Source organism: Collinsella sp. TM06-3 (genome assembly GCF_003436395.1).
Lineage (GTDB): Bacteria > Actinomycetota > Coriobacteriia > Coriobacteriales > Coriobacteriaceae > Collinsella.
The window spans coordinates 1-24,265 of record NZ_QSPG01000017.1 but is presented as its reverse complement, the minus strand read 5'-3'; the positions used below and the strand labels follow the sequence as shown (position 1 = coordinate 24,265).

General features: G+C 60.5%; 15 protein-coding genes. All 15 read right to left on the bottom strand.

Annotated elements, in window-relative coordinates; all coding sequences use genetic code 11:
* The 15 genes from DXD56_RS07385 to rpsF all read right to left on the bottom strand — a co-directional run bounded on the left by DXD56_RS07385 (position 1) and on the right by rpsF (position 23,781).
* On the bottom strand, positions 1–999 hold the full coding sequence (locus DXD56_RS07385; RefSeq protein ID WP_117640749.1) for a class B sortase: 999 nt from the start codon (positions 997–999) through the stop codon (positions 1–3).
* Positions 1,000–1,034: 35 nt separating this feature from the next.
* On the bottom strand, positions 1,035–1,499 hold the full coding sequence (gene purE, locus DXD56_RS07380; protein WP_006235810.1) for a 5-(carboxyamino)imidazole ribonucleotide mutase: 465 nt from the start codon (positions 1,497–1,499) through the stop codon (positions 1,035–1,037).
* Positions 1,500–1,716: 217 nt separating this feature from the next.
* On the bottom strand, positions 1,717–8,130 hold the full coding sequence (locus DXD56_RS07375) for a discoidin domain-containing protein (protein WP_117640748.1): 6,414 nt from the start codon (positions 8,128–8,130) through the stop codon (positions 1,717–1,719).
* Positions 8,131–9,052: 922 nt separating this feature from the next.
* Positions 9,053–12,367: a carbamoyl-phosphate synthase large subunit gene (carB, locus tag DXD56_RS07370; RefSeq protein WP_117640747.1), complete on the bottom strand. Its 3,315-nt coding sequence runs from the start codon at positions 12,365–12,367 to the stop codon at positions 9,053–9,055.
* Between the two features lies 1 nt (position 12,368).
* Positions 12,369–13,808 carry a glutamine-hydrolyzing carbamoyl-phosphate synthase small subunit gene (gene carA / locus DXD56_RS07365; protein ID WP_117640746.1) on the bottom strand — a complete coding sequence of 480 codons (1,440 nt, stop codon included), beginning with the start codon at positions 13,806–13,808 and terminating at the stop codon, positions 12,369–12,371.
* Positions 13,809–14,014: 206 nt separating this feature from the next.
* Positions 14,015–14,980, bottom strand: a complete 966-nt coding sequence (locus DXD56_RS07360) for a hypothetical protein (RefSeq protein WP_117640745.1) — start codon at positions 14,978–14,980, stop codon at positions 14,015–14,017.
* Positions 14,981–14,999: 19 nt separating this feature from the next.
* The gene (locus tag DXD56_RS07355; RefSeq protein ID WP_117640744.1) at positions 15,000–16,772 is read right to left on the bottom strand and encodes an ABC transporter ATP-binding protein; all 1,773 of its coding nucleotides are present in this window, start codon (positions 16,770–16,772) and stop codon (positions 15,000–15,002) included.
* Between the two features lie 184 nt (positions 16,773–16,956).
* Positions 16,957–17,652, bottom strand: coding sequence for an NUDIX domain-containing protein (locus tag DXD56_RS07350; protein ID WP_199407886.1), 696 nt, complete (start codon positions 17,650–17,652; stop codon positions 16,957–16,959).
* Positions 17,653–17,673: 21 nt separating this feature from the next.
* Positions 17,674–18,978, bottom strand: a complete 1,305-nt coding sequence (gene purD, locus DXD56_RS07345; protein WP_117640743.1) for a phosphoribosylamine--glycine ligase — start codon at positions 18,976–18,978, stop codon at positions 17,674–17,676.
* Positions 18,979–19,096: 118 nt separating this feature from the next.
* The gene (locus DXD56_RS07340; RefSeq protein ID WP_022094075.1) at positions 19,097–20,383 is read right to left on the bottom strand and encodes an adenylosuccinate synthase; all 1,287 of its coding nucleotides are present in this window, start codon (positions 20,381–20,383) and stop codon (positions 19,097–19,099) included.
* Between the two features lie 93 nt (positions 20,384–20,476).
* On the bottom strand, positions 20,477–21,874 hold the full coding sequence (gene dnaB, locus DXD56_RS07335; RefSeq protein WP_117640768.1) for a replicative DNA helicase: 1,398 nt from the start codon (positions 21,872–21,874) through the stop codon (positions 20,477–20,479).
* 218 nt (positions 21,875–22,092) lie between these two features.
* Positions 22,093–22,632: a 50S ribosomal protein L9 gene (gene rplI, locus DXD56_RS07330; RefSeq protein WP_022094073.1), complete on the bottom strand. Its 540-nt coding sequence runs from the start codon at positions 22,630–22,632 to the stop codon at positions 22,093–22,095.
* Positions 22,633–22,647: 15 nt separating this feature from the next.
* The gene (gene rpsR / locus DXD56_RS07325) at positions 22,648–22,914 is read right to left on the bottom strand and encodes a 30S ribosomal protein S18 (protein ID WP_006235829.1); all 267 of its coding nucleotides are present in this window, start codon (positions 22,912–22,914) and stop codon (positions 22,648–22,650) included.
* Positions 22,915–22,986: 72 nt separating this feature from the next.
* Positions 22,987–23,439, bottom strand: a complete 453-nt coding sequence (locus DXD56_RS07320) for a single-stranded DNA-binding protein (protein ID WP_006235830.1) — start codon at positions 23,437–23,439, stop codon at positions 22,987–22,989.
* A 48-nt stretch (positions 23,440–23,487) separates the two neighbouring features.
* Positions 23,488–23,781 carry a 30S ribosomal protein S6 gene (rpsF, locus tag DXD56_RS07315; protein ID WP_006235831.1) on the bottom strand — a complete coding sequence of 98 codons (294 nt, stop codon included), beginning with the start codon at positions 23,779–23,781 and terminating at the stop codon, positions 23,488–23,490.
* Positions 23,782–24,265 lie beyond the last annotated feature (484 nt).

Below are 24,265 nucleotides of genomic sequence, written 5' to 3'. Positions count from 1 at the left end.
TTATTCCTCGACCGGCGTGAGCACCATGACGGCGCGTGTGTTGCTCAGCGACAGCGAGCGACAGGTCACAAGCGTTACGACCTTGGTTGCCGAAGCGGCACGGTCGGTGGCATCGCTCGCCACGGCAGAGGCACCGTCGAGCATCTCGGACAGGTAATTCTTCAGTCCGTCATCGCCCTCAAAGTTGGGCGTGCGCGCCTTGGCATACGTGTCCTCGACCACCTTGGTCGCCAGCGGGCGCAACTTATACGTCGCATCGCACGTGATGTAGTACACGTATTCCATGCTGTCGAACGTCGCCTGATCGGTCGTACGCGAAATCACGTTGAACATCGAACCGTCGTTCATGTGATGGCCGTAAATCGTGGTCTGCTGATCCACCATGCCCGGCGCGGTGTCGTCGCTATCCAAGAAGATGGCTCCCGAGGCATTGGCCGTACCGTCGAACAGCGTGTTGAGGTACTTGGAGTTGTTGTTGGTCTGCACCACGGGGTAGTTGATGTTGGTGCCGGGCGCGTAAATCCAACCCACAACCTCGGGATTTGTCTGGGCGAGCGCGTTGAAGTCGATAATCGGCACGCCGCTGGCGTCCTTGTCGCTCACATATTGCTTTTCGATTTTTTGATACGACTCGCTCGCCTGCTTGTAGCCAATCTGGGCATTAATAAAGATGGCGGCCGCAGCAACGATCAGGCCAATGCCAATGATGATGAGCAGAATGGGAATGACGGAGCGGCGCTTTTTGCGCAGCGGCTCGGTATAGCTCGATGGCGCGGTATGCGCCGAAGAGCGAGGTGACTTCTTGGCCGTACTGTATGACGAAGGGCGATAAGCAGCAGGTGTATCCTGACGGCGATGGGACGTCGGCGTTACGGAACGCGGCGCGCGCGGCTGCTGAGGAGAGGATGTCCGACCCTGCTGTGCCGCATGGGCAGCACCCGGCTTCGACGGATCGGGAATCTGAGAAGCCTTGAATCGTTTTCCCTGATAATCGGACATGGCTCTCCTTATACTGCGGTGAAACGGCGGAACGCCTAGGCGTCGGCCATCTCCTGCTTCATTTTCTCGATAACCTTGCGGTACTCGGGGTCGCAAGCACCCAGAATCTGCGTGGCATAGATGGCGGCGTTCTTGGCACCGTTGATGGCAACGCAGGCCACGGGCACGCCCGAAGGCATCTGCACCATCGACAGCAGCGAATCCATACCGCCCAGGTCACTCGTCTTCATAGGCACGCCGATAACCGGCAGCGGCGTAAAGGCAGCCACGACACCACCCAGGTGAGCGGCCTTGCCGGCGGCGGCGATAATCACTTTGATACCGCGATCGGCGGCAGTCGAAGCCCACTCGTGGACCTTCGCCGGCGTGCGGTGCGCGCTCGCGATCACGAGCTCATAGGGCACACCCAGTGCCTCGAGCTCGGCGGTGCAGCCTTCCATAACGCCCAGATCGGACTTGGAACCCATGATGATCCCGACAACCGGCTTTTGATCTGCCATAAACAAAGACCTCCTGTTGAGAGCGGTGACGCGGCGAATCCGCGACCCTTAACTGCAAATAATTCAAGTATAGCCGCCGATGCTGATGTGTTCGGCGGGAGACGGAACGCTTTGCGAGATTAAGGCCGAAGGGTCGGAGCTTTCCGCCTACATTCAAAAAGCGTGCCCACCGTCCTTGGGTGGGACGGCGGGCACGCTTGCTTAGCTGTTGCTGGGGCTACTTAGCCTTGCTGCGACGATGGAAGAAAGCGCCGATCGCGGCGATGATGGCGCCAAGACCACCGACGGTCGCGACGGTCGCCGCCGTCTGGTCTCCGGTATTGGGAATCGCCGAACCGTTCTTCTTGCTGCCCTGGGCCTTGTCGCCTGCGGGCTTGCCCGCCTGGTTGCCGCCGTTCGAGCCATTGCCGGAACCCTGGTTGCCCGAGCCGCCCTGATTGCCGGAATCGGCATCCTTGAGGCTCTCAATAGCCAGCTTGAGCTGGTCATAGGCCGCCTGGAGCTGGGTGTCGGAAGCATTCTCAGCACCCAAGACGTCCTCGGCGTAGGTAATGGCATCCGTCAGGGCCTTGACAGACTCGGCCGTCTTGCCCCTAGTGTCAGTCTCCTTCGCCTGCTTGACCAGGGCCTTGAGCTGCTTCTTAGTCGGTTTCTCGACCGGGGCCACCGGGGTCTTCTCGAGCGCGCCGCGGGCGCTCTCGAGCGCCCTGAGCGCCTGGTCGACCTCGTCCTGCGTGGCTTTCTCGTCGCTCAAGATGGCGCGGGCGCTCGCCAGGGCGTTCTCGAGCGCCGTCCAGGAGGCCTCGGTGTAGTCACCGGCCTTGAGGTCGCCGGCAGCAACCTCGGCATCAACCTTTTCGATCGCGGTAGCGAGATCATCCTTCGCCACCGGATCGGGGACGGCCGTACCGTAGAACTTGAGCTCCGCCATGCTGCAGTAGGCATCAACGTTGCCACCGCCGGCGTGAATCACCTTGACGGTCACGTAGCGACCGCGCGCGGCGCCAAAGCTCATCTGTTTCCAGTCGCCACGGTCGGTGAGCACGCGGCCGTCATTGTCGAAGGCGAACGTACCCATCGACGCGGCGGTGCCCATCTCATAACCGTCGGCAGTGTCGGAGACCAGTATCTCGGCCTCGAAGATATCGCCGTTAGTGCCGCCGTCCTGGCGCGGCAGGAATGTAACGTCGGTGAGATCGTAGTCGCGGCCCAGGTCGACACTCAGATACTGGGGCATACCGGTCCCATGGGCCCAGTCGCTGTGCCAAAGCGTCCGCTCGTCGCCGTCGAGAGCGTTGACGGCGTTGCTGCCCTCGTAGTCGGCCTCACTCGAGAAGCCGGCCACCTTGACGTTCTTGCGGTTCTCGGGCGTGTTGATAAGAATCTTCTCATCGACAGGGCGCATCTTGAGGCCGTCGATTGCCTTCTCGATCTTGGCTGTGGCGTCTGCGACATCCTTCTTGCTATAGCTGCCTTGGCCGCCGTCGAGGAGCTTCCGAGCCGCCTCGACCGCAGTGGTGAGAGCTGCATAGGAATCCTTAGTGTAGACGGACTCGCTGTAGCCCATGGCCTTGGAAAGCGCTGCCACGAGCGCAGAGGTATCGACACCAGCCTTGACCTCGACCTCATAGGATGCGGTCTTGGAGGGGTCGAGTACCGACGCCACCGTGATCTTTGCCTTGCCGGCCTTGTTGGCACGCAGGTAGTAGCTCACGCTTTCGCCAGCCTGAACAGCGGAGACGCTTACCACGGAGGGGTCGGAGCTCTCGACCGTCACATAGGGGTAGCCGGCGCTCTCAGGCGTGGCCTTGGCGTCGACGAGCGTAACGTCGCCTTCAAAGAACTCGGTCTGGTTCTTGCCTAGCTCGACACCCTCGATGGCCTCGACACCCTGCGTGTAGTTGAAGTTGACCTCACGCAGTGTGAGCATCTGGTCACCCGATGCCTCAAGCGGCGTGACCTCGACCTTGGTCGCCTTCTTGCCCTTGTTCTCGGCAGAGAGGCCAAAGGCGTAGCGAGCCCGGAAGGAATCGTACTCCCCGCCCGCGAACTCTTGGGTCGAGCCATCCTCGAACGTCACGACAGCCTTGATCTTCTGCACGGTTCCGTTGCCACCGTTGCGGTTAACGACCTCGACACTATCGAGTTTCGACGGCGTCTTAAATGCGAATGTCATCGTGGTGGGAAGCTTCACGTAACTCGGAAGCTTACCCTCGCTGTCCCAGTTGCCGCTCCAGTCCCATAGGAACTCAAAGCCGTTGTCGCCCTCGTTATTATCGAACAGCGCGTTATAGCTCTTCTGCTGGATAAGTTTCTCGACGTTGGTCCCGTCGTCGGTCGTGAGCTCATCGTTGGTCATCGTGATGTTGAAGGCATCCTGACCGTACTCGGCGACCGTTGGCTGAGGAACATCCGGCATCGTCACCGTGCCGTCGCTCGCAAACTCAAGCGCGTCGCATGCCGGACCGATGAGCCAAGATGTCGAGGGCAGTTCGACCTTGCCGGCGGTCTTGGCCTTGAGCTTGAAACTCGCCACCGCGCCGGTACCGTTGTAGAGCTTGCCATCGCCGCGGTTGGCAAAGGCGAGATTGATAGTCTGCGTTCTGTCCGCGAACTGGACCTTCTCGCGAGACAGGTTCTCCATGCCGGCAGTCGAGCCGTCCTGCGCGATGCTCTCGGACACAAACTCGAACTGGTCGCTCTTGAAGTTGACGAGAGCGCCCAGGGCGTTGACGTTCTTGGCGTCGGCCGCATAGACATCAACGGTGATCTCATCACCAGCCTCGACCTCGGTCTTGCTCGGTATCACCGCGAGCGAACCTGCGACCTTGCCCTTTTGTTTAGTGCCACCGTCAAGACCCGCCATGGTGAACGAGTAATCGTAGACGTCGTAAACGCCGTTATCGTTGAGGTCGGCGAAGTGGTCGCGGATCTGCGAACCGAACGTCGGGGTATCGGGCTCGCGATTCTCGAGGCCCAGGTAGTTCTTCATGTTGGAGTAGTCTCCGTCGGAGATCGTGGCCTTGTTGAGGTTGGAGCCCACGGCGAAGCCATCCGTGCCGTCGGTCTTGTAGATGGCAATCTCGGACGCGGAGAAGAAATTGCCGACCGAGGCGAGCGGTGTCATGCGCACGTAACGGGCGGCCACGGTGCCGTCAAACGCTACCGTCTTACAATCAGCGGAACGTGCCCAATCGACCTCCTGGCTCGTCCAGTGGACGCCATCGAGACTCGTCTCAACACGCATCTTGGTCACAGTGCCGTTGCCGGCGTCATCGCGCGGATAGTACTCGAGCTTATCGAGCTTGTAAGCGCGTCCATAGTCAACGGTAAGCGCCTTGCCCAGATCGTTGCCACCGGAGTGGAAACCGCCGTCGCCCGACTGGAACTCATGGTCGAAGGCGAGCTCGGCCTTATGGCTGCCGTAAAGTGAGCCCTCCCAGGTGATTTGCTCGGCGTCGGGGACGTTCCGCCACGGATCGAGTGCGGAGTTCGCCTCGAGCACATCGCTCCAGGCGGAGTAACCCTCGGCGTTGCGCGAACGAATCTGGTAGGTGTGCTTGCTATTGTAGGCGAGGTCGGTGTGCGTGAACTCGGCCGCATCACCCACGGCAAACACAGTGCCGTCGACCTTAAGGTCGTAGGAGGTAGCACCATCGACCTTTCCCCAGGTGAGCTTGATGCTCGTTGGGGTCGTGACGTCCTCGGGGGCAGCAAGGTTCGTGGGTGCGGAGAGGTTCTCGTTGAGGCGATCGGCTGTGAGCGTTGCGTCGGCGTTCACGAAACCGCCCAGCTCAAGCGTCTGCGCCGCTGCAGCAACATCGGTCTTCGCGAACTTGACGTAGACCTTGGGGTTCGTGGTGATCTTGGTGTTGTTGAAGCTCTCGCCCTGCTCGGCCTCGGTGCCGTCCGCATCGCTGCCGTAGTGGTTGAGGTTGGGGGTCTTGCTGTAGAAGTAGACCGCCTGGCCGGCCTCGGGGGTCGCGGCGTCAAAGGTCTCCTGCGAGTTGACCTCAACCACGTTGAGTGCGGATCCGCCGTTCTTGGCGACGACGCTCGTGGGCTTGGCGGACACATTGGCCACGAAGGTCGTGGTGCGGTTGGAGTCGTAGCCGTTGTAGCCGCCCTGCGAGGCCTCGGCGGTAAAGGTCGCGGTGCCGCCTGCGGCCTTGGAGCTGTAGACGGTGCTCACATGCTCACCGTAGGAGATATTGTCGATCGTGCCGTAGGAATCGTCCTCAGTCGTGTTGTTTTCGATGGAGGAGCCGTCGTCCTCGTACTGCGTAAAGGTGCCGTCGCCCTCGGTGGCGAAGAACTCGACGATACGCTGACTGCGGTCGGTACCCTTGGTGTTGGTGTCGCTCACTGCCTCGGGGTTGTTGTTCTCGGCGTACATCGGCACGATAGCGTTGGCCTTCACAAACAGCGGCAGCTTCCAAAGCGGAGCCTCGTAGTTGTTGAGAACCTGGCCGCCGCGATACTGCTTACCCGAGAAGTAATCGATCCAGATGGTGGGATTCTCGTCGGTGCCGTAGTTGGGGAGGTAGATCCCATTGCGAATGTCGTTGCCGTTCTCATCTGCCTGGGTATCCTGATACACCGGTGCCACTAGGAAGTTCTCACCGAACATATACTGGTACTGCGTCGAAGTGCTTGCGGCGTACTCGGAGTTGTCAGAAAGCAGCATGGCGCGGATCATGGGCAGGCCGGCATCGCCGTTACCCGTGTCGATGTTGGCCGCCGAGGCCGCGCTCGTGTAGATATAGGGCATGAGCTGCGCCTTGAGCTTGAGATAGAAGCGCGAGATGCCTGTGTAGGGATCGCCGTGCGTCATGGGCGATTTACGGTAGGTGCCCCAACCGTCCATGTCGAGCATAGAGGGCGTGAACGTCTTCCACTGGTAGTCACGCGCAGAGATGATGGGGTCGCCGCCAAAGATGCCGTCCATGTCGGAGCCGATGTTGGGGTTGCCCGAAAGACTCTGACCGATATACGTGGGGATATGGAAGCGAATGTACTCCCAGTTACCGCCATACTGGTCGCCGGTCCAAATGCCACCAAAGCGCTGCGTGCCGGCCCAACCATCGAGCGTGATGATGTTGGGGCGCTTGTTAGCGCCGGTCGTCACCGTGTCATAAGCTGTCTTGATGCCATTAAGACCAAAGGAGTAGCCAGATCCAACCCAGGCAACGTCGGTCTTAAGGGTAGTGATGCCTCCCGTCTTGACCTCGGCGTCGAAGTCGCGAAGCAGATGCCACGGGGTCTCAGGGTTGCTGTCGGGCTCAAGGTTGGACTGGGTCCACAAGCCCGTGCTCACACCCTTTGAGTTGGCATACTCGGTGAACTTCTTAAGGTTGTCGACGTTGGCACGCACAGCGTTAAGACGGTCGGCCGAGCTCGCTCCGTCGGAGTTGACGCCGCCGGTCTTGTAGTAACCGTTCTGGCCATAGCCGGCGCCGTAGCCGTCGTTCGGCAGGAACCAGCCGAGCGGCATGTCGCTGTCCTCGTAGTCATCGATAACCTGCCGAGCAGAGAACTGGCGGTCGAAATCGGTCGCTTTCATGTTCTCGGTATCAACCGTAGGGCCCTCACCGTTGAGCGTCTCGGCCGCAAGTGTGCCGTCGAGCTTGTAGCCCGTCGACATGCCAGACTCGTACTTAACGTCGCCCTTCTCGCTCGAGGACTTGCTGCCCTTGGTCTCCCACTTCTTTTGACCCGAGGTCGTTGACCAGCCATCACGGTTATAGGCATTAAGATGACCAAGGTAGAACCCGTACTCGGGCAGCAGTACCGGGTTACCGGTCACCTTGTAGTAGTCCTGCAGCATCTCGGTTGCCACGTTCGAAGCTCCCTCGTTGGTCGCCACGAAGTAGTAGGCATCAAACTCATTCTCGCTGTGCAAAGTCGTGACCGTCGATGAGTCCGTGGAACCGAAGTCGTAGGAACCCTCTGCAAACGTGTTTCGGAGCACGCCGTAGCCGTCACTCGTCCAATAAAACGGGTTGGGCGAGGCAACGCCGCCATCGGTCCAGTTGTTCGTGTTGGAGATGGCGATGGTCTGGTTGGTGTGCAGGAAGCGTCCGTTCTGGGTGCCGCCGCCAAAGAAGTTCTCGGACTTCTCCTTGGCGAGCGTCTGGACGGTACCCTTCTTATCAAGGTCGAGGGACGCGGACTCGGAAACCACGACACGGTCGCCTGACTTGATACTCATCTTGCCAGTCGCCTTGTCCAGGATCACGGTCGCCTTTCCGCCGGTGATCTCGATAGTGTCGCCCTTGTCGGCAACCGTCGCACTCGGCTTGCTGTAGGTGTCCGAGGTATCGGGCTGAGCCTGGATCTTAGCCGTGTGGGACTTACTGCGCGGCGTGGCGTACTCGGAAAACTCACCCTTGGGGTCGACGTTATAACGGAAAATACCGTCCTCGAGGAACGTAATACGGCCCTTGATGCCGTCAGCGAAATCGATGTCGACGACATTCGAGGCAGACTGGGACACGGTCGCCGAGTCGACGCCCTTGAGTGGCGTGGCAATCGCCTGCTGGGGATTGGCAAACACGAGCGTCGCTGCAGTGGCAACGAGGACCGCGCTTCCCTTCACCCACCGTTTCGTAAAAATGGAATTCCTGCGCACCTGGTCTCCTTTCTTCCGAGATGCTGAGGTGCCGAGGACGCCCCCCCCCCGGCAGCATGGGAAAACGTATCAAACGGGGATGTTCGGTACATTCCGCACAATGGGGGCCACCCGTTACCAAGGGGCCAACTGGTAGTAACCAGATAGCCACCTACTAGGTCATATCAATATATGGGAGCACTTGCGCAACCAAGTTCGGAATTCTCCCAGCGGCAGTAGAGTGAGCGTCAACGGCAAGGTGGGCTTAATAAGCCATACCAATTGGTTCTTCAGTCAAATACCAATCTAGCAAAAATGTACTGTTTATCTGGTATTACACAGACCATACCTTTCCCTCGGGAACTGGACTTCGCGAAGTTTCCCGAGAGAAAAGCTCGACCGCCGCCCTGCGACCTACCGGAGATTGCTATGACGTACGTTGGCTGATTTGGTTTGGAATGAGAGGTTGACGGAGGGTGGTGGACAGTTAGTTCAGATTTGTATTTTTTGGCCGGGTCCTTACGTGCAAACGTATCGTTTTGAAGCCGTTTTAGACCCAATAACGCCCTTTTCTCATTCCTGACTGCGCATCCTTGTCGCATCATACCGCCAAGAACGGCTCATTTGAGCTCAAATCGGCCTTTTCCACCCTCACAAAAATACAAATCTGAACTAACTGTCCAGCGGCACTCTCAGCCAGCCACAAAAAGGTCCTCCGGTGAATGCAATTCACCGGAGGACCCCATACAAAACGTGGGCTCTGCCCACACTCTCTTTTTTATTCAGCCCTAGTCATCGCGCAAAGCCCCTTCGGCAGCACACGGTGCAACCGAGTCACCGTAGGCCGGGGCGGAGGGGGCTGAGTTTCTCACTGAGCGACTCTGCTTGCAGCCGGAGCGAAGGGGGAAACTCAGCCCCCTCCGCCCCGGCCGGACAGGTCACACTACACCGTGTGCTGCGGCAGGTCCTGCAGGGCGATGACGTCCATGCCCATGTCGTTGGCGCTGCCGTGACCCTGTTGGTCCTCGCGCACGGCCTCGATGGCACTCACGTACGTGTTGGCGGCAGACATAGCCGTCACGCAGGTTACGCCGCGGCGCACCGCCTCGGTGCGCAACAGATAGCCGTCGCCACGCGAGCCCGGGCCGTACGGCGTGTTGATGATCACCGCGATCTTGCCATCGGCAATGAGGTCGCCGATGTTGGGACGCTCGCCGTCGTGCGGGCCGCTGATCTTTTCCACGACCTCGCACGTCACGTTGCCTCCACGCAGAACGCGCGCCGTACCCTCGGTAGAGCAGATGTCAAAGCCCAGGTAGCGCAGGATACGCGCGACTGAAAGGATATGACGCTTGTCGCGGTCGCACACGCTGATGAACACCTTGCCGGCGCTCGGGTCGGGCAGCTTGTAGTCAATCGCCAGCTGCGTCTTGGCGTATGCCTCGGGATAGCTCTTGGCGATACCCATGACCTCGCCCGTCGACTTCATCTCGGGCCCCAAGATAACGTCGGCTCCCGGGAAACGACCCCAGGGCATGACGGCTTCCTTCATGCAGAACCAGTCCAGCTGACGTTCGTCGCTCGGCAGGCCCAAGCTCGCGATGGAATCGCCCGCCATGATACGCGCCGCGCATTTGGCCAGCGGCACACCGGTGGCCTTGGAGATAAACGGCACGGTACGGCTGGCGCGCGGGTTGGCCTCGATCACGTAGACGGTCTCGCCCTTGATGGCATATTGCACGTTGACCAGACCGCGGACTCCCAGCGCCATCGCGATGCGGCGCGTGGTCTCGCGGAGCTTCGCCTGCAGGCTCTCGCTAAAGCTGAACGGCGGGATGCAGGTCGCGGAGTCGCCGGAGTGAATACCGGCTTCCTCGATATGCTCCAGGATGCCGCCGATGTATACCTCTTCGCCATCGCACAGGGCGTCGACATCGGACTCGATTGCGCCCTCCAGGAAGCGGTCCAGATACACCGGGTAGTCGGGGCTGATGCGCGCAGCCTCTGCCATGTAATCGCGCAGATGCTCGGCATCGTAGGCGATCATCATGCCGCGGCCGCCCAGCACGTAGCTCGGACGCACCAGCAGCGGGTAGCCGATGTGCGCGGCCACGGCCTCGGCCTCCTCAAACGAGGTGGCCTGGCCCGCCGGCGGGTACATGATGCCCAGCTTGTCGAGCAGGGCGGCAAAGCGCTCGCGGTCCTCGGCAAAATCGATGGCGTCGGGCTTTGTGCCCATAATGTTCACGCCGCTCTCCTCGAGCATGCGCGCCAGCTTAAGCGGGGTCTGGCCGCCGAGCGTCACCACGACGCCGTCGGGGCGTTCAACATCGATAACGTCCATGACGTCCTCGTAGGTGAGCGGCTCAAAGTACAGACGGTCGGACGTGTCATAGTCGGTCGAGACGGTCTCGGGGTTGCAGTTGACCATGATGGTCTCGAAGCCGCGGGCCGCCAGCGCGTAGCTCGCGTGCACGCAGCAGTAATCGAACTCGATACCCTGGCCAATGCGGTTGGGGCCGGCGCCCAGGATCATCGCCTTGGGCTTGTCCGCCGGCGTGGTCTCGTCGGGAGCCACGCACTTCTTGGCATCCGGACTCGTGCGGTAGATGTTCTCGTACGTCTTGTAGTGGTACTCCGTGGCGCTCGAGAACTCCGCAGCGCAGGTATCGACCGTCTTCATGCTGGGAACCACGCCCAGACCCTTGCGATAGGCGCGCACAAAGCGCTCGTCCGAGCCGGTCAGCGCGGCGATCTCGGCGTCGCTCGTACCGTACTGCTTGAGCAGGCGCATCGCGTCGGCGTCGATATCCTCCACACGCAGGCCGCGGATGCTCTCCTGGACCTGCACCATATCGTTGATACGGTTGAGGTACCACGGATCGATACCGCAGATGGCATGGATGCGAGCGATGTCCCAGCCACGGCGCAGGGCCTCGACCACAAAGAAGATGCGATGCTCGGTCGGGGTTGCCACGGCCTGAGCAAGCTCGTCGTCGCTCAGCTTATCGGCACCTTCCTTGCCGCCGGCGCAAATGCCCTGGTGGCCGTCCTCCAGCGAGCGCATAGCCTTGCCAAAGGCCTCCTCAAAGGTGCGGCCGATCGCCATGATCTCGCCCACGGCCTTCATGCGCGTGGTGAGCGTGGGGTCGGTACCCTTGAACTTCTCGAAGGCAAAGCGCGGCACCTTGACCACACAGTAGTCGATCGTGGGCTCAAAGCAGGCGGGCGTAGCCTTGGTGATGTCGTTGACGATCTCGTCGAGCGTATAGCCCACGGCCAGACGCGCGGCGGCCTTGGCGATGGGGAAGCCCGTGGCCTTGGAGGCCAGCGCGGACGAGCGGCTCACGCGCGGGTTCATCTCGATGACGATCAGGTGGCCGGTCTGGGGGTTCACGGCAAACTGCACGTTGGAGCCACCGGTCTCGACGCCGATCTTCTCAAGAATGGCGAGCGAGGCCACGCGCATGCGCTGATACTCAAGGTCGGAGAGCGTCTGCGCCGGCGCCACGGTGATGGAGTCGCCGGTATGCACGCCCATGGGGTCGAGGTTCTCGATGGAGCACACGATGATGCCGTTGCCGGCGTGGTCACGCATGACCTCCATCTCATACTCTTTCCAACCCTCGATGGACTCCTCGACCAGCACCTCGTGGGCAGGCGAGAGCTCAAGGCCCTGGCTCACGATGGAGACGAGCTCCTCGTGGGTATGCGCGATGCCGCCGCCGGCGCCACCGAGGGTAAAGCTCGGGCGCAGTACGCAGGGATATCCCACGCGCTCGGCGATAGCCTCGGCGTCGGCCACGCTGTAGGCATAGCCCGAGCGCGCGACCTCCAGGCCGATCTCGGCCATGGCCTCGTTAAAGAGTTTGCGGTCCTCGCCGCGCTCGATAGCGGCCAGGTCGCAGCCGATCATCTCGACGCCGTACTTGTCGAGCGTGCCGTCCTTTGCCAGCTCGACGGCGGCGTTCAGACCGGTCTGGCCGCCCAGCGTGGGCAGCAGCGCGTCCGGGCGCTCTTTCTTGATCACGCGCTCGATAAACTCGGCGGTGATAGGCTCAACATAGGTGCGGTCGGCCAAGCCCGGGTCGGTCATGATGGTCGCCGGATTGGAGTTGACCAGGATGACCTCAAAGCCATCCTCCTTGAGCACCTTGCAGGCCTGGGCGCCGGAGTAGTCGAACTCGCAGGCCTGGCCAATAACGATGGGGCCCGAACCAATAACGAGGATGCGCTTGATGTCAGTACGTTTAGGCATGTTAGTTCTCCTCGGTCGCAGCGTTCTCGGACTCGGCGAAATTCCAGCCGGCGAGGCGGTCCTTCGCGGTGTCGATGTCCAGGTAGTTCTCCTCGCCGTCCATGAGTCGCGTAAAGGCGGTAAAGAGATAGTGGGCATCGGTGGGGCCGGGCGAAGCCTCGGGGTGGTACTGGACCGAGAAACACGGGGCGTCGAGCAGCTGGATGCCCTCGGCGGTGCCGTCGTTGAGGTTCACATGTGTCAGGCGAATGCGACCAAAGCGCTCGTTCATCACGACCGGCGCGACGCCGCGACGCACCCAGGCGCGCAGGTCGCCATCGGCCGCATGCTCGGTTTCGCCGCCGGAAAGCTCCGGAATCAGTTTGCCCAGACTGGGGAACAGCAGGCCAAAGCCGTGGTTTTGCGCGGTGATCTCCACGCGACGGCTCACCAGATTCATAACCGGCTGGTTACCGCCACGGTGACCGAATTTAAGCTTTTCCATTTGGGCGCCGCAGGCCAAGCTGATCATCTGGTGACCCAGGCAAATACCAAAGACCGGCACCTTGCCGATCAGCTGCTGCACCTGCTCGTAGGTCTCCACCACGGCATCGGGGTCGCCGGGGCCGTTGGATAAAAAGACGCCGTCGGGATTCATGTCGAGCACCTCACTCGCGGGCGTATCCCACGGCACGACGGTGAGGTCGCAGCCGGCACGGACCAGGCCCTCCAGAATACCGCGCTTCACACCGCAGTCGTAGGCGACCACTTTGTGACGGGCAGGAGCGGCAGCCACAAGCGCAAAGCCATGCGTGGCAGGCAGGTCGGCGGCCACGAACTCGTGAGGCGCGGGACAGCTCACGGTCTTGACCAGGTTCTCGCCCACCAGCGTGGGCGCTGCGTCCAGACGCTCGGCGAGCTCGTCGACGTCGAAGATCTCTGTCGAGATAATGCCCATCTTGGAACCATTGTCGCGCAGATGGCGCACCAGAGCGCGGGTGTCGACACCCTCGATAGCGACGATGCCGTGAGCGCGCAGGTACTCCGGCACGCTGACGGCCGAGCGCCAGTTAGAAGGCGTGGCGCACATGTCGCGAACGATCATGCCGCGCATAGCCGGAGCGCTCGCAGGGCGCACGGCGTCGCCGGGGAAGGCCGACTGGACATCGGTCTCGTCGATACCGTAATTGCCGATCTGCGGATAGGTCATGGTTACAATTTGGCCGGCATAACTCGGGTCGGTCATGACCTCAAAGTAGCCCTCAAGCGAGGTGTTGAAGCAGACTTCGCCGGTCGCGGTGCCCTCGGCGCCGCATGCACGTCCATAAAAAATGGTCCCATCCTCAAGATACAGGATACAGGGACCGCAGGTGCCCTTGCTGGTTTTGGCCAGCATACGCTGGCAAAGCTCGCTGGGCGCGAAGGTGCGGGCGGCAGCGCCCGCGGTATGGTTGTTCGCCATAATTCTCCTTCCCGGTCTCACAGGACCGGCTTAAAGGTGTGTAGTTAGGCCTCGCGGTATTGTAACCGCAAGCATGCCTCATGGCGTTAATTTCATCGAAATGTTTACGAAATGATAATTATGACTTTCTATGCATAATGATTTTTCTGGGACGGGGATTAAAAATCATCCCGCGGGGCTTGTGGCTCACACGGGATGATGGCGTCTTATTTTTTCTTGTCCTGTTCCAGCAGATCGGACGGTGTGCGATCGGGCTTGCCGCCGCGGAAAATCTCGCGGCCATGCAGACGATGCTCCAGGTCACGTTCGGCCTTTTCCTCGTCAATCTTGGTCTGGCTCACCACCGGGTCCTCAATCAACGACGACACCGAGTTCACCTGCTTCTGAATGCGCTCGGCGATGGTGTCATCCATACTCACGATGCGCATCTTCCAGTCGATACTCGTAGCGTTGGATGAGCTCTTGGTCCACACGAACGTCAGGATGGCGCTCTGGTGGCCCTGGGCGGGAAACATGCCAAAGAAGGAATCGTGCTGAATGTTGCTATCCTCGTCGATATAGGCGTGAACGTTATACACCACGCGGTCGATCTTATCGTTGAGCAACGCGTTGGTCGCAAGCGCCGCGGCCTGAATCTGCCCGTTGGACAGCAGCTCGAGCTCGTTGGCAGACGATGTGTCCAACACCGTCACCTCGACCGTGCCCGTACGCTCATCGGCTTCATCGACGGTAAAGTCGAGCGGGAACTGCGTAAAGCCGTTGCCCCACTCAAGGCCGCCCTTCAGCGCCGTCGAAACGGTATCGACCGAAACGCTCTCGGACAGGTTGGCGGTGTTCAGGCGACGCATCACGCCGTAGCCAATCTGCATGCCCACGATCAGCACCAAAATACCAATGACCACGGCCATCGCGGTCTTCGTAATGGTATGACTCACCTGCGAACCCGAAGGATCATCCTCGGACAGCGGGTCGATATGTTTTGCCTGGCTCGCGCGGTCCTCGCTGCGCAGCTGCGCTAGCGCCGCTTTGTCACCGCGCTTGGCCGCAGCCTCCTTCTCACGCATGCGCTCGGTTCGCTTTTTGGCAAGCGTGGGATCCAAGACACCGGATGCATCGATTTCGGAGAATAACTCCGTCACTTCTTCCGGAGTCAAAGGGTTCTTGTCAGCCATAAACTTCCTGTCATATCAATCAGTCGAGCTCGTGCGCACGCGCACCTTCGAACTGCATTCGATAGTAACGGGCATAGGTGCCGCCACGGGCGAGAAGCTGTTCATGCGTGCCACGTTCCACAACGCGACCATGCTCAACGGTCGCAATCTCATCGGCGTGTTTAATGGTCGAGAGACGGTGGGCGATGATGATTGTGGTACGGCCGCGTGCCAGCTCTTCGAGCGACTCCTGCACCGCCTCCTCGCTCTCGTTATCCAAAGCACTCGTCGCCTCGTCCAAAATCAGGATCTTGGGGTTCTTGAGAAACACTCGCGCGATGGCAACACGCTGCTTCTGTCCGCCCGAAAGACGGCTGCCGCGCTCGCCCACGACCGTGTCATAGCCCTGTGGAAGCGACTCGATAAAGGCATCGATGTTGGCGCGACGGGCGGCCTCGGCGATCTCTCCTGCCGTAGCACCCGGCTTGCCGTAGGCGATGTTCTCGCCAATCGTGCCGTCAAACAGATAGACATCCTGCTGCACCAGGCCGATGGCGCGACGCAGGCTCTGCTGCGTCACATCGCGCACGTCCTGGCCGTCGATGCTAATGGATCCGGCAGCCACGTCATAAAAGCGCGGCAGCAGCGAACAGGTCGTGGACTTGCCGCCGCCCGAAGGGCCAACCAAAGCGATGGTCTGCCCGGGCTTGATGGACAGATTCATATGGTCGATAACGGGACGCTCTTCGGCATCGCCCTCGCCCAGCTCAACGTCCTCGTAGTTAAAGCACACGTCGTGATACTCCACGGCGCCGGCAGTCACCTGCAGATCCGTAGCGCCCGGCTTGTCCTGGATATCCGGCGCGGTCGAGAGCACCTCGTCCATGCGCTTAAAGCCGGCGATGGCCTTCTGATACGTTTCGGCCGAATTGACGAGTGTCTCGAGCGGCGTGCAGAACAGCGAAATATAGAGTGCGAAGGTTGCCATATCGACCGCCTGCAGCTGACCCTGGGCAACGAGCCAACCACCCAGCAGCACCACGATCACGTACAGCACGCCCGAGAGCAGGCCATACGTCGCAGTATAGGCGCCCATGGCGTGATACATGTTCTCCTTGGACGAAAGGTAGCGATTGTTGGAGGCGCGGAACTTAGAGCGCTCGGTCTCCTCATTGGCAAAGCTCTTGACCACGCGCATGCCCGCCAGCGAATCCTGCAGCTGCGCATTGATGCCGCTGATTTTTTTGCGATTGTCGCTAAAGACCTCGCGCATGCGCATGTTCTGCCAAAACATGATGACCGCAAACGCTGCTGTCACCACAGCCATGGCAAGCGCCAGCACCGGGGCGATGGTAAAGAGGATCACAAACGAGCCGATAATCTCGATGCCGCAGATGATGATCCACTCGGGCACGTGATGCGCCGCCTCGCAGATATCGAACAGGTCGTTGACCACGCGGCTCATCATGTCGCCCGAGCTGTTACGGTCGAAGTACGCAAAGCTAAAGCGCTCGTACTGGTCAAACAGGTCCTCGCGCATCTTGGACTCCATGCGCGCGCCCATCACGTGGCCCCAGTAGCTCACAAAGTAGCGGCAGGCGCAACGGATGATATACATCAGCACCAAACCCACCGCGATCATACCGAGCGCCTGCATAATGGCAGCCTGACCCTGAGTAAACAGCCCACCGGTCAAATTGCGCAGAATAATAGGAAACGCAAGGTCAATGGCAGCAAGCACCAGAGCGCAAACAGTATCGGCAACAAAAAGCCCCATCTGGGGCTCGTAGTAAGAAAGAAACCTCTTCAGCATAATCACCTTACGCGGTTTTACCAAACCGCGTTTCGTCTCGACGCTGCAAGCGCCCCATTTAGACAATCTGGCCTTCAATCGTCGGTCGCGTATATCCATACGCTTCCCTCCTCTTTTAGACCACCTTGTCTCAAATGGAGCACTTTCGCTGACTTACACAAACCTGCGGGATCATCCCCGCTCGTTACAGCTCTGCCCCGCCTAGTCGGTGAGCGATACTGTCGCAGGCAAGAGCGCCCACGACGGTCTTGGCGTCTTCGATCTTGCCGTCGAGCACGGCGTCGATCAGCTCGTGCAGCGGCACCAGGTCCACGTTGACAAACTCGTCATCGTCGGGGTTGGGCGCATCAAACTCGAGCTTGGTAGCCAAGTAGATGTGGATGATCTCATCGCAAAAACCGCAGGACGTGACAATCGACGTCAAAAAGCGAATGCGACCAGCCCTAAAGCCCGTCTCCTCATGCAGTTCGCGCTTGGCGCAATCGAGCGGGTCCTCACCTGAATCGAGCTTGCCGGCGGGAATCTCGACCGTCACGCGGTCGATGGCGGTGCGGTACTGACGCACCAGTACGATCTTGCCACTCTCGGTCAGCGCCACAACGGCCGCCGCACCCGGATGGCGAACGATATCGCGGGCGCTGCGGCGACCGTTGGGCAGCTCAACCTCAAGACGGTGGACGTCGAGGATCTTGCCCTTCCAGGCGCACTCCTCCGAAAGAATCTTCTCGTGCAGCTCGGCATCGTGCGGGTCGTCGTCGCCCAGCACCAGCGCCGGCTCGTCAGCGACCTCGCCACCAGGCTCGCCCTCGGCGTGCCCATACATGCGGCTGTCCTCCTCGACGATCTGCGCGTCCACGAGTTCTTCGTTCTTCTCGTCCATCCGTCTCATTCCTCTCGGATTTTAGGCATCCCAGGCGTCGCGGCCGCGCAGCGCGCGCAGGCCGATGTCGTGACGCAGGGTCTTGCCCTCAAAATCAATCTTCTCGCAGGCCTCGTAGGCAAGGTTGCGAGCGTTCTCGAACGTGTCGCCCAGCGCGGTCACGGCAAGCACGCGGCCACCATTGGTCACGAGCTGGCCGTCCACCACGGCAGTGCCCGCGTGGTACACGGTCACGTTCTCCATGGCCTCGGCGTCGGCGATACCGGTGATGACCTTGCCCTTCTCGTAGCTGCCGGGATAGCCCGCGCTCGTCAGGACAACGGCCACGGCCCACTCGTCACGCCAGTCGAGCTCAATCTGATCGAGCTCGCAGTTGGCACAAGCCAGCATGACCTCGACCAGGTCATTCTTAAGGCGCGGCAGCACGACCTGAGTCTCGGGATCACCAAAGCGGGCATTGAACTCCAGTACCTTGGGACCGGCAGGCGTGAGCATAAAGCCGCCGTACAGGCAGCCGCGGTAATCGATACCCTCGGCAGCGAGGTCGGCCACGGTCTGCTCCATGACCTTCACCATGGTGGCGTGCTCCTCGTCAGTCACGATGGGCACCGGGCTGTAGACGCCCATGCCGCCGGTGTTGGGGCCCTTGTCGCCCTCGAGCGCGCGCTTGTGGTCCTGCGAGGTAGCCATGGGGCGCACGGTCTTGCCGTCGGTAAAGGCCAGCAGCGAGCACTCGGGACCGGTCAGCATCTCCTCGATAACCACGGTGTTGCCGGCATCGCCAAAGGTGCCGCCAAAGCACTCGCGCACGGCCTCCTCGGCCTGCTCAAGTTCGGTCGCCACGATAACGCCCTTGCCCGCGGCAAGGCCGTCGGCCTTGACGACCAGCGGGGCGCCCTGCTCGTGCACGTAGGCGAGAGCCGAAGCCTCGTCGGTAAACGAGCCGTAGGCTGCCGTCGGGATACCGGCGCGCTCCATGAGCTGCTTGGAGAACAGCTTGGAGCCCTCCATCTGGGCGCCCTCGGCACCCGGGCCAAAGCAGAGAATACCCGCCGCGCGCACGGCGTCGGCCACACCCGCCACGAGCGGAGCCTCGGGGCCAATTACCACGAGTCCGCATCCGTGGCTCTGCGCAAACGCCGCCACGGCCGCAGGATCGCAGTCGTCGAGAACAACGTTCTCGCCGCAGCTCGCGGTGCCGCCGTTGCCCGGCGCGATGTAGAGCTTGCCGGCGCGCGGTGATGCCGCGAGCTTAGCTGCCAAAGCATGCTCACGGCCGCCGCTGCCCAACAACAGGATGTCGATGGTTTGAGTATCCGCCTTCAAGGGTGCCTCCTCTTTGGATGAATGGCCCGCTCCGCGCGAGCCCTTTGCAGGCAAATATACCCCTCGGCCGCCCGTCCGGGCTGCAAAGGGGTATATCGCAATAACCAAATAGTCCCAATTACTTCCAGAATCGGTTGATGATCTGCTCGCGACCAGCGCCAACGCCAATAAACGTCACGCGGGTGTGTGCCAGATCCTCGATAAACGCCACGTAGTCCTGAGCCTCTTGCGGCAGCTCATCAAAGCTGCGGCAACCGGTGATGTCGCACTTCCAGCCGGGGAGCTCCTCGTAGATGGGCTTGGCATGCTCAAAGCGCACCTGATGCTCGGGCACGCTGGTGTAGCGCTCGCCATCGACGTCGTAGGCCACGCACACCTTGATGGTGTCGAAGGCCGAAAGCACGTCGAGCTTGGTCACGGCGATGTCGGTGAGGCCGTTGACGCGCGAGGCGTAGTTGGCGATGGGGCCGTCGAACCAGCCGCAGCGACGACGGCGACCGGTGGTCACGCCGTACTCATAGCCCTCCTCGGTCAGCGTGTGACCGGCCTCGGACTCGTAGGAAAGCTCGGTGGGCATGGGGCCCGAACCGACGCGGGTGATATAGGCCTTCATGACGCCCAGCACGCGGTCGACGTTCTTCATGCCCACGCCGGAACCGGTGATGGCGCCGCCGGCGGTGCAGTTAGAAGACGTCACGTACGGATAGGTGCCGTGGTCGATGTCGAGCAGCGTCGCCTGGGCGCCCTCAAACAGCAGGTCCTTGCCCTCATCGATCATGTTGTTGAGCAGCAGGCTCGTCTCGGTGATGTAGGGGCGCAGGCGCTCGGCCATCGGCAGGTACTCGTCGCAAATCTGGTCCACGGTGTAGGTGGGCAGGTTGTAGATGAGCTCAAGCTCGGGGTTCACGCGGGCGAGAGCGGTCTCCAGCTTGTCGCGGAACAGTGCCTCGTCCAGCATGTCCTGCATGCGCAGGCCGATGCGGGCCATCTTGTCCTGATAGCACGGACCGATACCGCGCTTGGTGGTACCGATGTTCTTCTTGCCGAGCTTCTGCTCAAAGGCGCCATCCAGATCGATGTGGTACGGCATGATGACATGCGCGTTGCCGCTAATCTTGAGGTTCTTGGTGGTGATGCCGTCGGCCTCGAACATGTCGATCTCCTCAAGGACAACCTTGGGGTTGACGACGCAGCCGTTACCGATCACCGACACGTGGTCGGAATACATGATGCCGGAGGGCACCTGGTGCAGGCCGTACTTCTTGCCGTTGACGACGATGGTGTGACCGGCGTTGTTGCCGCCCGAGTAGCGCACGACGGCATCGAAGTCGCCGGCGACCAGGTCGCAAATCTTTCCCTTGCCCTCATCGCCCCACTGGGCACCGACCAAAACGGTTGACGGCATGTTTACTCCTTACATTCATGGACTGTCTACGCGCCACGCCGGCACGCAGAAGCACAAAACATTCCCAGTATACCCGTGCAACGGGTGCCTGTCCTACTCCTCGGCATGTGCCCCATCAAGCTCATAGAACTTCGTGGATGCCGGCAGGAACATCAGGTCGACGTCGCCGATCGGGCCCGAACGGTTCTTGGCCACGACAATACGCGTAACGCCCTCGTCGGGTCGATCGTCGCGCGAGGCTTCGGCCTCGTCGGCGGAGCGGTCCAAGAACATAACGATATCGGCGTCCTGCTCGATGGAGCCCGATTCACGAAGGTCGGAAAGCTGCGGGCGCTTGCCGGTACGGGATTCGACCTGACGCGAGAGCTGCGACAGCGCGATGAGCGGGATCTTGAGCTCCTTGGCCATGATCTTCAGACCACGCGACATCTCGGAGACCTCGACGGTACGGCTCTCGGAGCGGCGTCCCGGCGGAGGACTCACCAGCTGCAGGTAGTCCAGGATGATGATAGCTTTCTCCTTGTTGTGGAGCATGCGGCGGCTCTTGGCGCGAATCTCGGTCACTGTGGTGCCGGGCGTATCGTCAATCAGAATATCGAGCTTGGACAAGGTCTGCGTGGCCTCGTTGATATTTGCCCACTGCTCGGGGCTAATGCGGCCCATGCGGAAGTCACTGATCGAGATCATGGCGTAGGCGCAAATCAGACGCTGGGCAATTTCCTTGCCCGACATCTCCAGCGAGAAGAAGCCGACGGTATAACCGGCAGCGGCAGCGTTGAGCGCCAGATTCAGGGCGAACGACGTCTTACCCACAGCAGGGCGGGCGCCGATGATGATGAGCTGGCCCTCGCGAAAACCCATGAGCATGCGGTCGAGCGACGGGAAGCCCGTGGGCACGCCCGCAGCCTGGCCGCCTGCCTGGCACACTTCATCGGCCTCGTTATAGGCCTCGACCATAAACTCGGTCAGCGTCTTGTAGCTCGACTTGACCTCGCGCGCCGTGACCTTGAGCAACTTGCTCTCGGCCAGCTCCACGACCTCTTTGGTATCGGTGGGAGCGTTATAGGCCAGCGCGTTGATCTCGTTGGTGGCGCCGATCAGCTCACGCAGCATCGAATCGCGGCGAACGATAGCGGCATGGTGCTGCCAGTTGACGAGCGACAGGGTCTGACCCATCAACTCCAAAATGTAGGCCTCGCCGCCCACGGCATCAAGCTTGTTGATGCTTCGCAGGTAATCGATCAGCGAGATGGAGTCGATGGGAATGCGGCTGTTGTACATATCGACCATCGCGGTATAGATGGTCTTATGAATGGGCCGGTAGAAGTCATCGGGCTGCAGCTCGACCTGGGCCTCTTCGACCACCTCGGGCGATAGCAGCATAGCGGCCAGTACATTGGCCTCTGCATCTTGGTTTTGGGGAAGACCCAACTTGGAGCCGCGGTCCTCAACCGTCAGCCCGGTCTCCCTATCGTCATATGCCATGAGCATCCTCATTCATATCGCTTGCGAGCATCCATAGTATCAGCCACGGTCCCAAAACGCGCCGCGCGCCGCCAATCATCACCGAACCAAACGGATGAACGGTCCTGTATATAGGACTTCGACGCAACGTTCACCATGAAACTCACTCAGCGCAAAAAACAAAAGGGCGCCCTGGTTTCCCAGAGCGCCCTTCTTAGAACAAGATTGTTGCGTTGCAGCAAATGCTACTCGGCAGCAGCCTCAGTCTCGACCTCGGCGGTCTCGGCCTCGGCGACCTCAGCGGCCTCCTCGACCTCAGCCTCGGCAGCGAGCTCCTCGGCGGTAACGCCGACGAGAACGACAACCTCGGCCTTGATCTCGCGGTACAGCGAGATGGCAACGGTGTGGGCACCGGCAACCTTGATGGGCTTACCGAGCTCGACGCGCTTGCGGTCGATGTCCATACCGAGCTGAGCCTTGATGGCGTCAGCGATCATAGCGGCGGTAACGGAGCCAAAGAGGATGCCCTCGTCGCCGACCTTGACGTCAACGGTGACCGTCTTGCCCTCGAAGGCAGCCTTGGTCTCGTTGGCGGTAGCCAGACGGACGGCCTCGCGCTTGGCGATGTTGTTGCGACGCTCGTCAAGCTGCTTGAGGTTGCCCTTGGTGGCGGCAACAGCGAGCTTCTTGGGGAACAGGAAGTTCTCAGCGTAACCCTGAGCGACCTCTACGACGTCACCCTCGCCGCCCTTGCCCTTGATCTCATCGAGAAGAATAACCTTCATGATGCGTCTCCCTTCTTAGCCGCGGTCGCGGTTGCCACGAGAGGAAACCACGGGGACGGTGTACGGCAGGAGAGCCATCTCGCGGGCGCGCTTGATGGCGTTGGCGATGTCATGCTGATGCTGCGTGCAAGCGCCAGTGACGCGACGGGGCTTGATCTTGCCACGGTCGGTCATGTACTTACGGAGAAGCTGAGTGTCCTTATAGTCGATGAACTCAGTGTTCTCCTTGCAGAACTGGCAGTACTTACGACGCGGCTGACGTGCAGAAAAATCATTAGCCATGTCAAAATACCTTTCGTTTGGCAACTTCGGCGAACCGAAGCCGCCTCTCACTCAAAAATAGGTGAACAACCCTTAGAACGGGATGTCCTCATCGTAGACGTCGACCGCGGGCGGCGTGGCCACCGGTGCGGCAGGACGTGCTGCGGGCGCGGGAGCTGCGGGGGCGTAACCGCCCTGATCGTAGCCACCCTGGCCACCACGGGAGCTCATAAACTCGATCTCATCGACGATGACCTCAAGCTTGCTCCGGCGCTGGCCGTCGCGCTCCCAAGAGCTGTAGCGCAGCTTGCCCTCGATCGCGACCTTGTTTCCCTTTGCCAGGAAACGGCTCACGGCCTCGGCGCGGGTGCCGAACATAGTGCAGTCGACAAAGTTGGGATAGTCCTCCCACTCGCCAGTCTGCGCGTTGCGGCGACGATCGTTCACGGCGACGCCAAAGGACAGAACCTGGGTTCCGCCGGCGGTGGCGCGCAGCTCGGGATCGCGGGTGAGGTTACCGGTGATGTTCACTCGATTGATGCTCATAACTCACTACTTCCTCTTGGGGCACAAGCCCAGTCCAAAACGACAGTCTTACTCCTGGTCGTCGCGACGGACGATCATGTGGCGGACCACAGCGTCAGTGATGCGCAGGACGCGATCAAGCTCGGCGATCTGGGTAGGATCTGCGTGGAAGTTGATGAGGGTGTAGTCACCATCGGTGAGGTCGTTGATCTCGTAGGCGAGCTTGCGCTTGCCCCACTCGTCAACGGAGTCGACCTTGCCAGCGCCCTCAGCGATCGTGGTATCGATACGCTTCATAACAGCGAGACGAGTCTCGGGGTCGAGCGACGGGTCAACAAAGAACAGCAGTTCATAAGCCTTCATATTGTCACCTCCTCTGGGCAAATGTGGCTTCAGGTCGTGAAGGTGCGCCTGAAGCAGGAAAAGACTTGGTAATAATATCTTTCAACCTCCCAGGCCGCAAGAATATGCAGCTACAACCTCATGACCTCCACATATGCCCATACTCACACGACGTTTCATGCGCATTCCAACCAAATGCCGACCAAAAGCTTGACGGATCTGTTGACAAGATGCGGTGCCGTGGGGACAAGCTGAGCCAAGCCGCAGGTCAACGGGCACAAGGCTGTGGTCGCAAAATGCATACCAGTGGCCCACAGCACCACCCAAAGATTTTTAAATTCATTGCCGAGTCGCTTATGAATACCTTTTTTGAACAATTGAGTTGATCAACCACGCTGGTCGGATGCCGTTTTTTGGCACCTCAAGCCCCACTGCAGCGCCAAGCACGGCCAAGCGCGGCCAAGCGTGGTTGATTTCCGATCTCAGCCGAACACATTGAGCAAAT

Excerpts from the sequence above, each read along its gene's own strand:
- DXD56_RS07385 (WP_117640749.1), bottom strand. The coding sequence starts at position 999 with ATGTCCGATTATCAGGGAAAACGATTCAAGGCTTCTCAGATTCCCGAT.
- purE (WP_006235810.1), bottom strand. The coding sequence starts at position 1,499 with ATGGCAGATCAAAAGCCGGTTGTCGGGATCATCATGGGTTCCAAGTCC.
- carB (WP_117640747.1), bottom strand. The coding sequence starts at position 12,367 with ATGCCTAAACGTACTGACATCAAGCGCATCCTCGTTATTGGTTCGGGC.
- carA (WP_117640746.1), bottom strand. The coding sequence starts at position 13,808 with ATGGCGAACAACCATACCGCGGGCGCTGCCGCCCGCACCTTCGCGCCC.
- DXD56_RS07360 (WP_117640745.1), bottom strand. The coding sequence starts at position 14,980 with ATGGCTGACAAGAACCCTTTGACTCCGGAAGAAGTGACGGAGTTATTC.
- DXD56_RS07355 (WP_117640744.1), bottom strand. The coding sequence starts at position 16,772 with ATGCTGAAGAGGTTTCTTTCTTACTACGAGCCCCAGATGGGGCTTTTT.
- DXD56_RS07350 (WP_199407886.1), bottom strand. The coding sequence starts at position 17,652 with ATGGACGAGAAGAACGAAGAACTCGTGGACGCGCAGATCGTCGAGGAG.
- DXD56_RS07340 (WP_022094075.1), bottom strand. The coding sequence starts at position 20,383 with ATGCCGTCAACCGTTTTGGTCGGTGCCCAGTGGGGCGATGAGGGCAAG.
- dnaB (WP_117640768.1), bottom strand. The coding sequence starts at position 21,874 with ATGCTCATGGCATATGACGATAGGGAGACCGGGCTGACGGTTGAGGAC.
- rplI (WP_022094073.1), bottom strand. The coding sequence starts at position 22,632 with ATGAAGGTTATTCTTCTCGATGAGATCAAGGGCAAGGGCGGCGAGGGT.
- rpsR (WP_006235829.1), bottom strand. The coding sequence starts at position 22,914 with ATGGCTAATGATTTTTCTGCACGTCAGCCGCGTCGTAAGTACTGCCAG.
- DXD56_RS07320 (WP_006235830.1), bottom strand. The coding sequence starts at position 23,439 with ATGAGCATCAATCGAGTGAACATCACCGGTAACCTCACCCGCGATCCC.
- rpsF (WP_006235831.1), bottom strand. The coding sequence starts at position 23,781 with ATGAAGGCTTATGAACTGCTGTTCTTTGTTGACCCGTCGCTCGACCCC.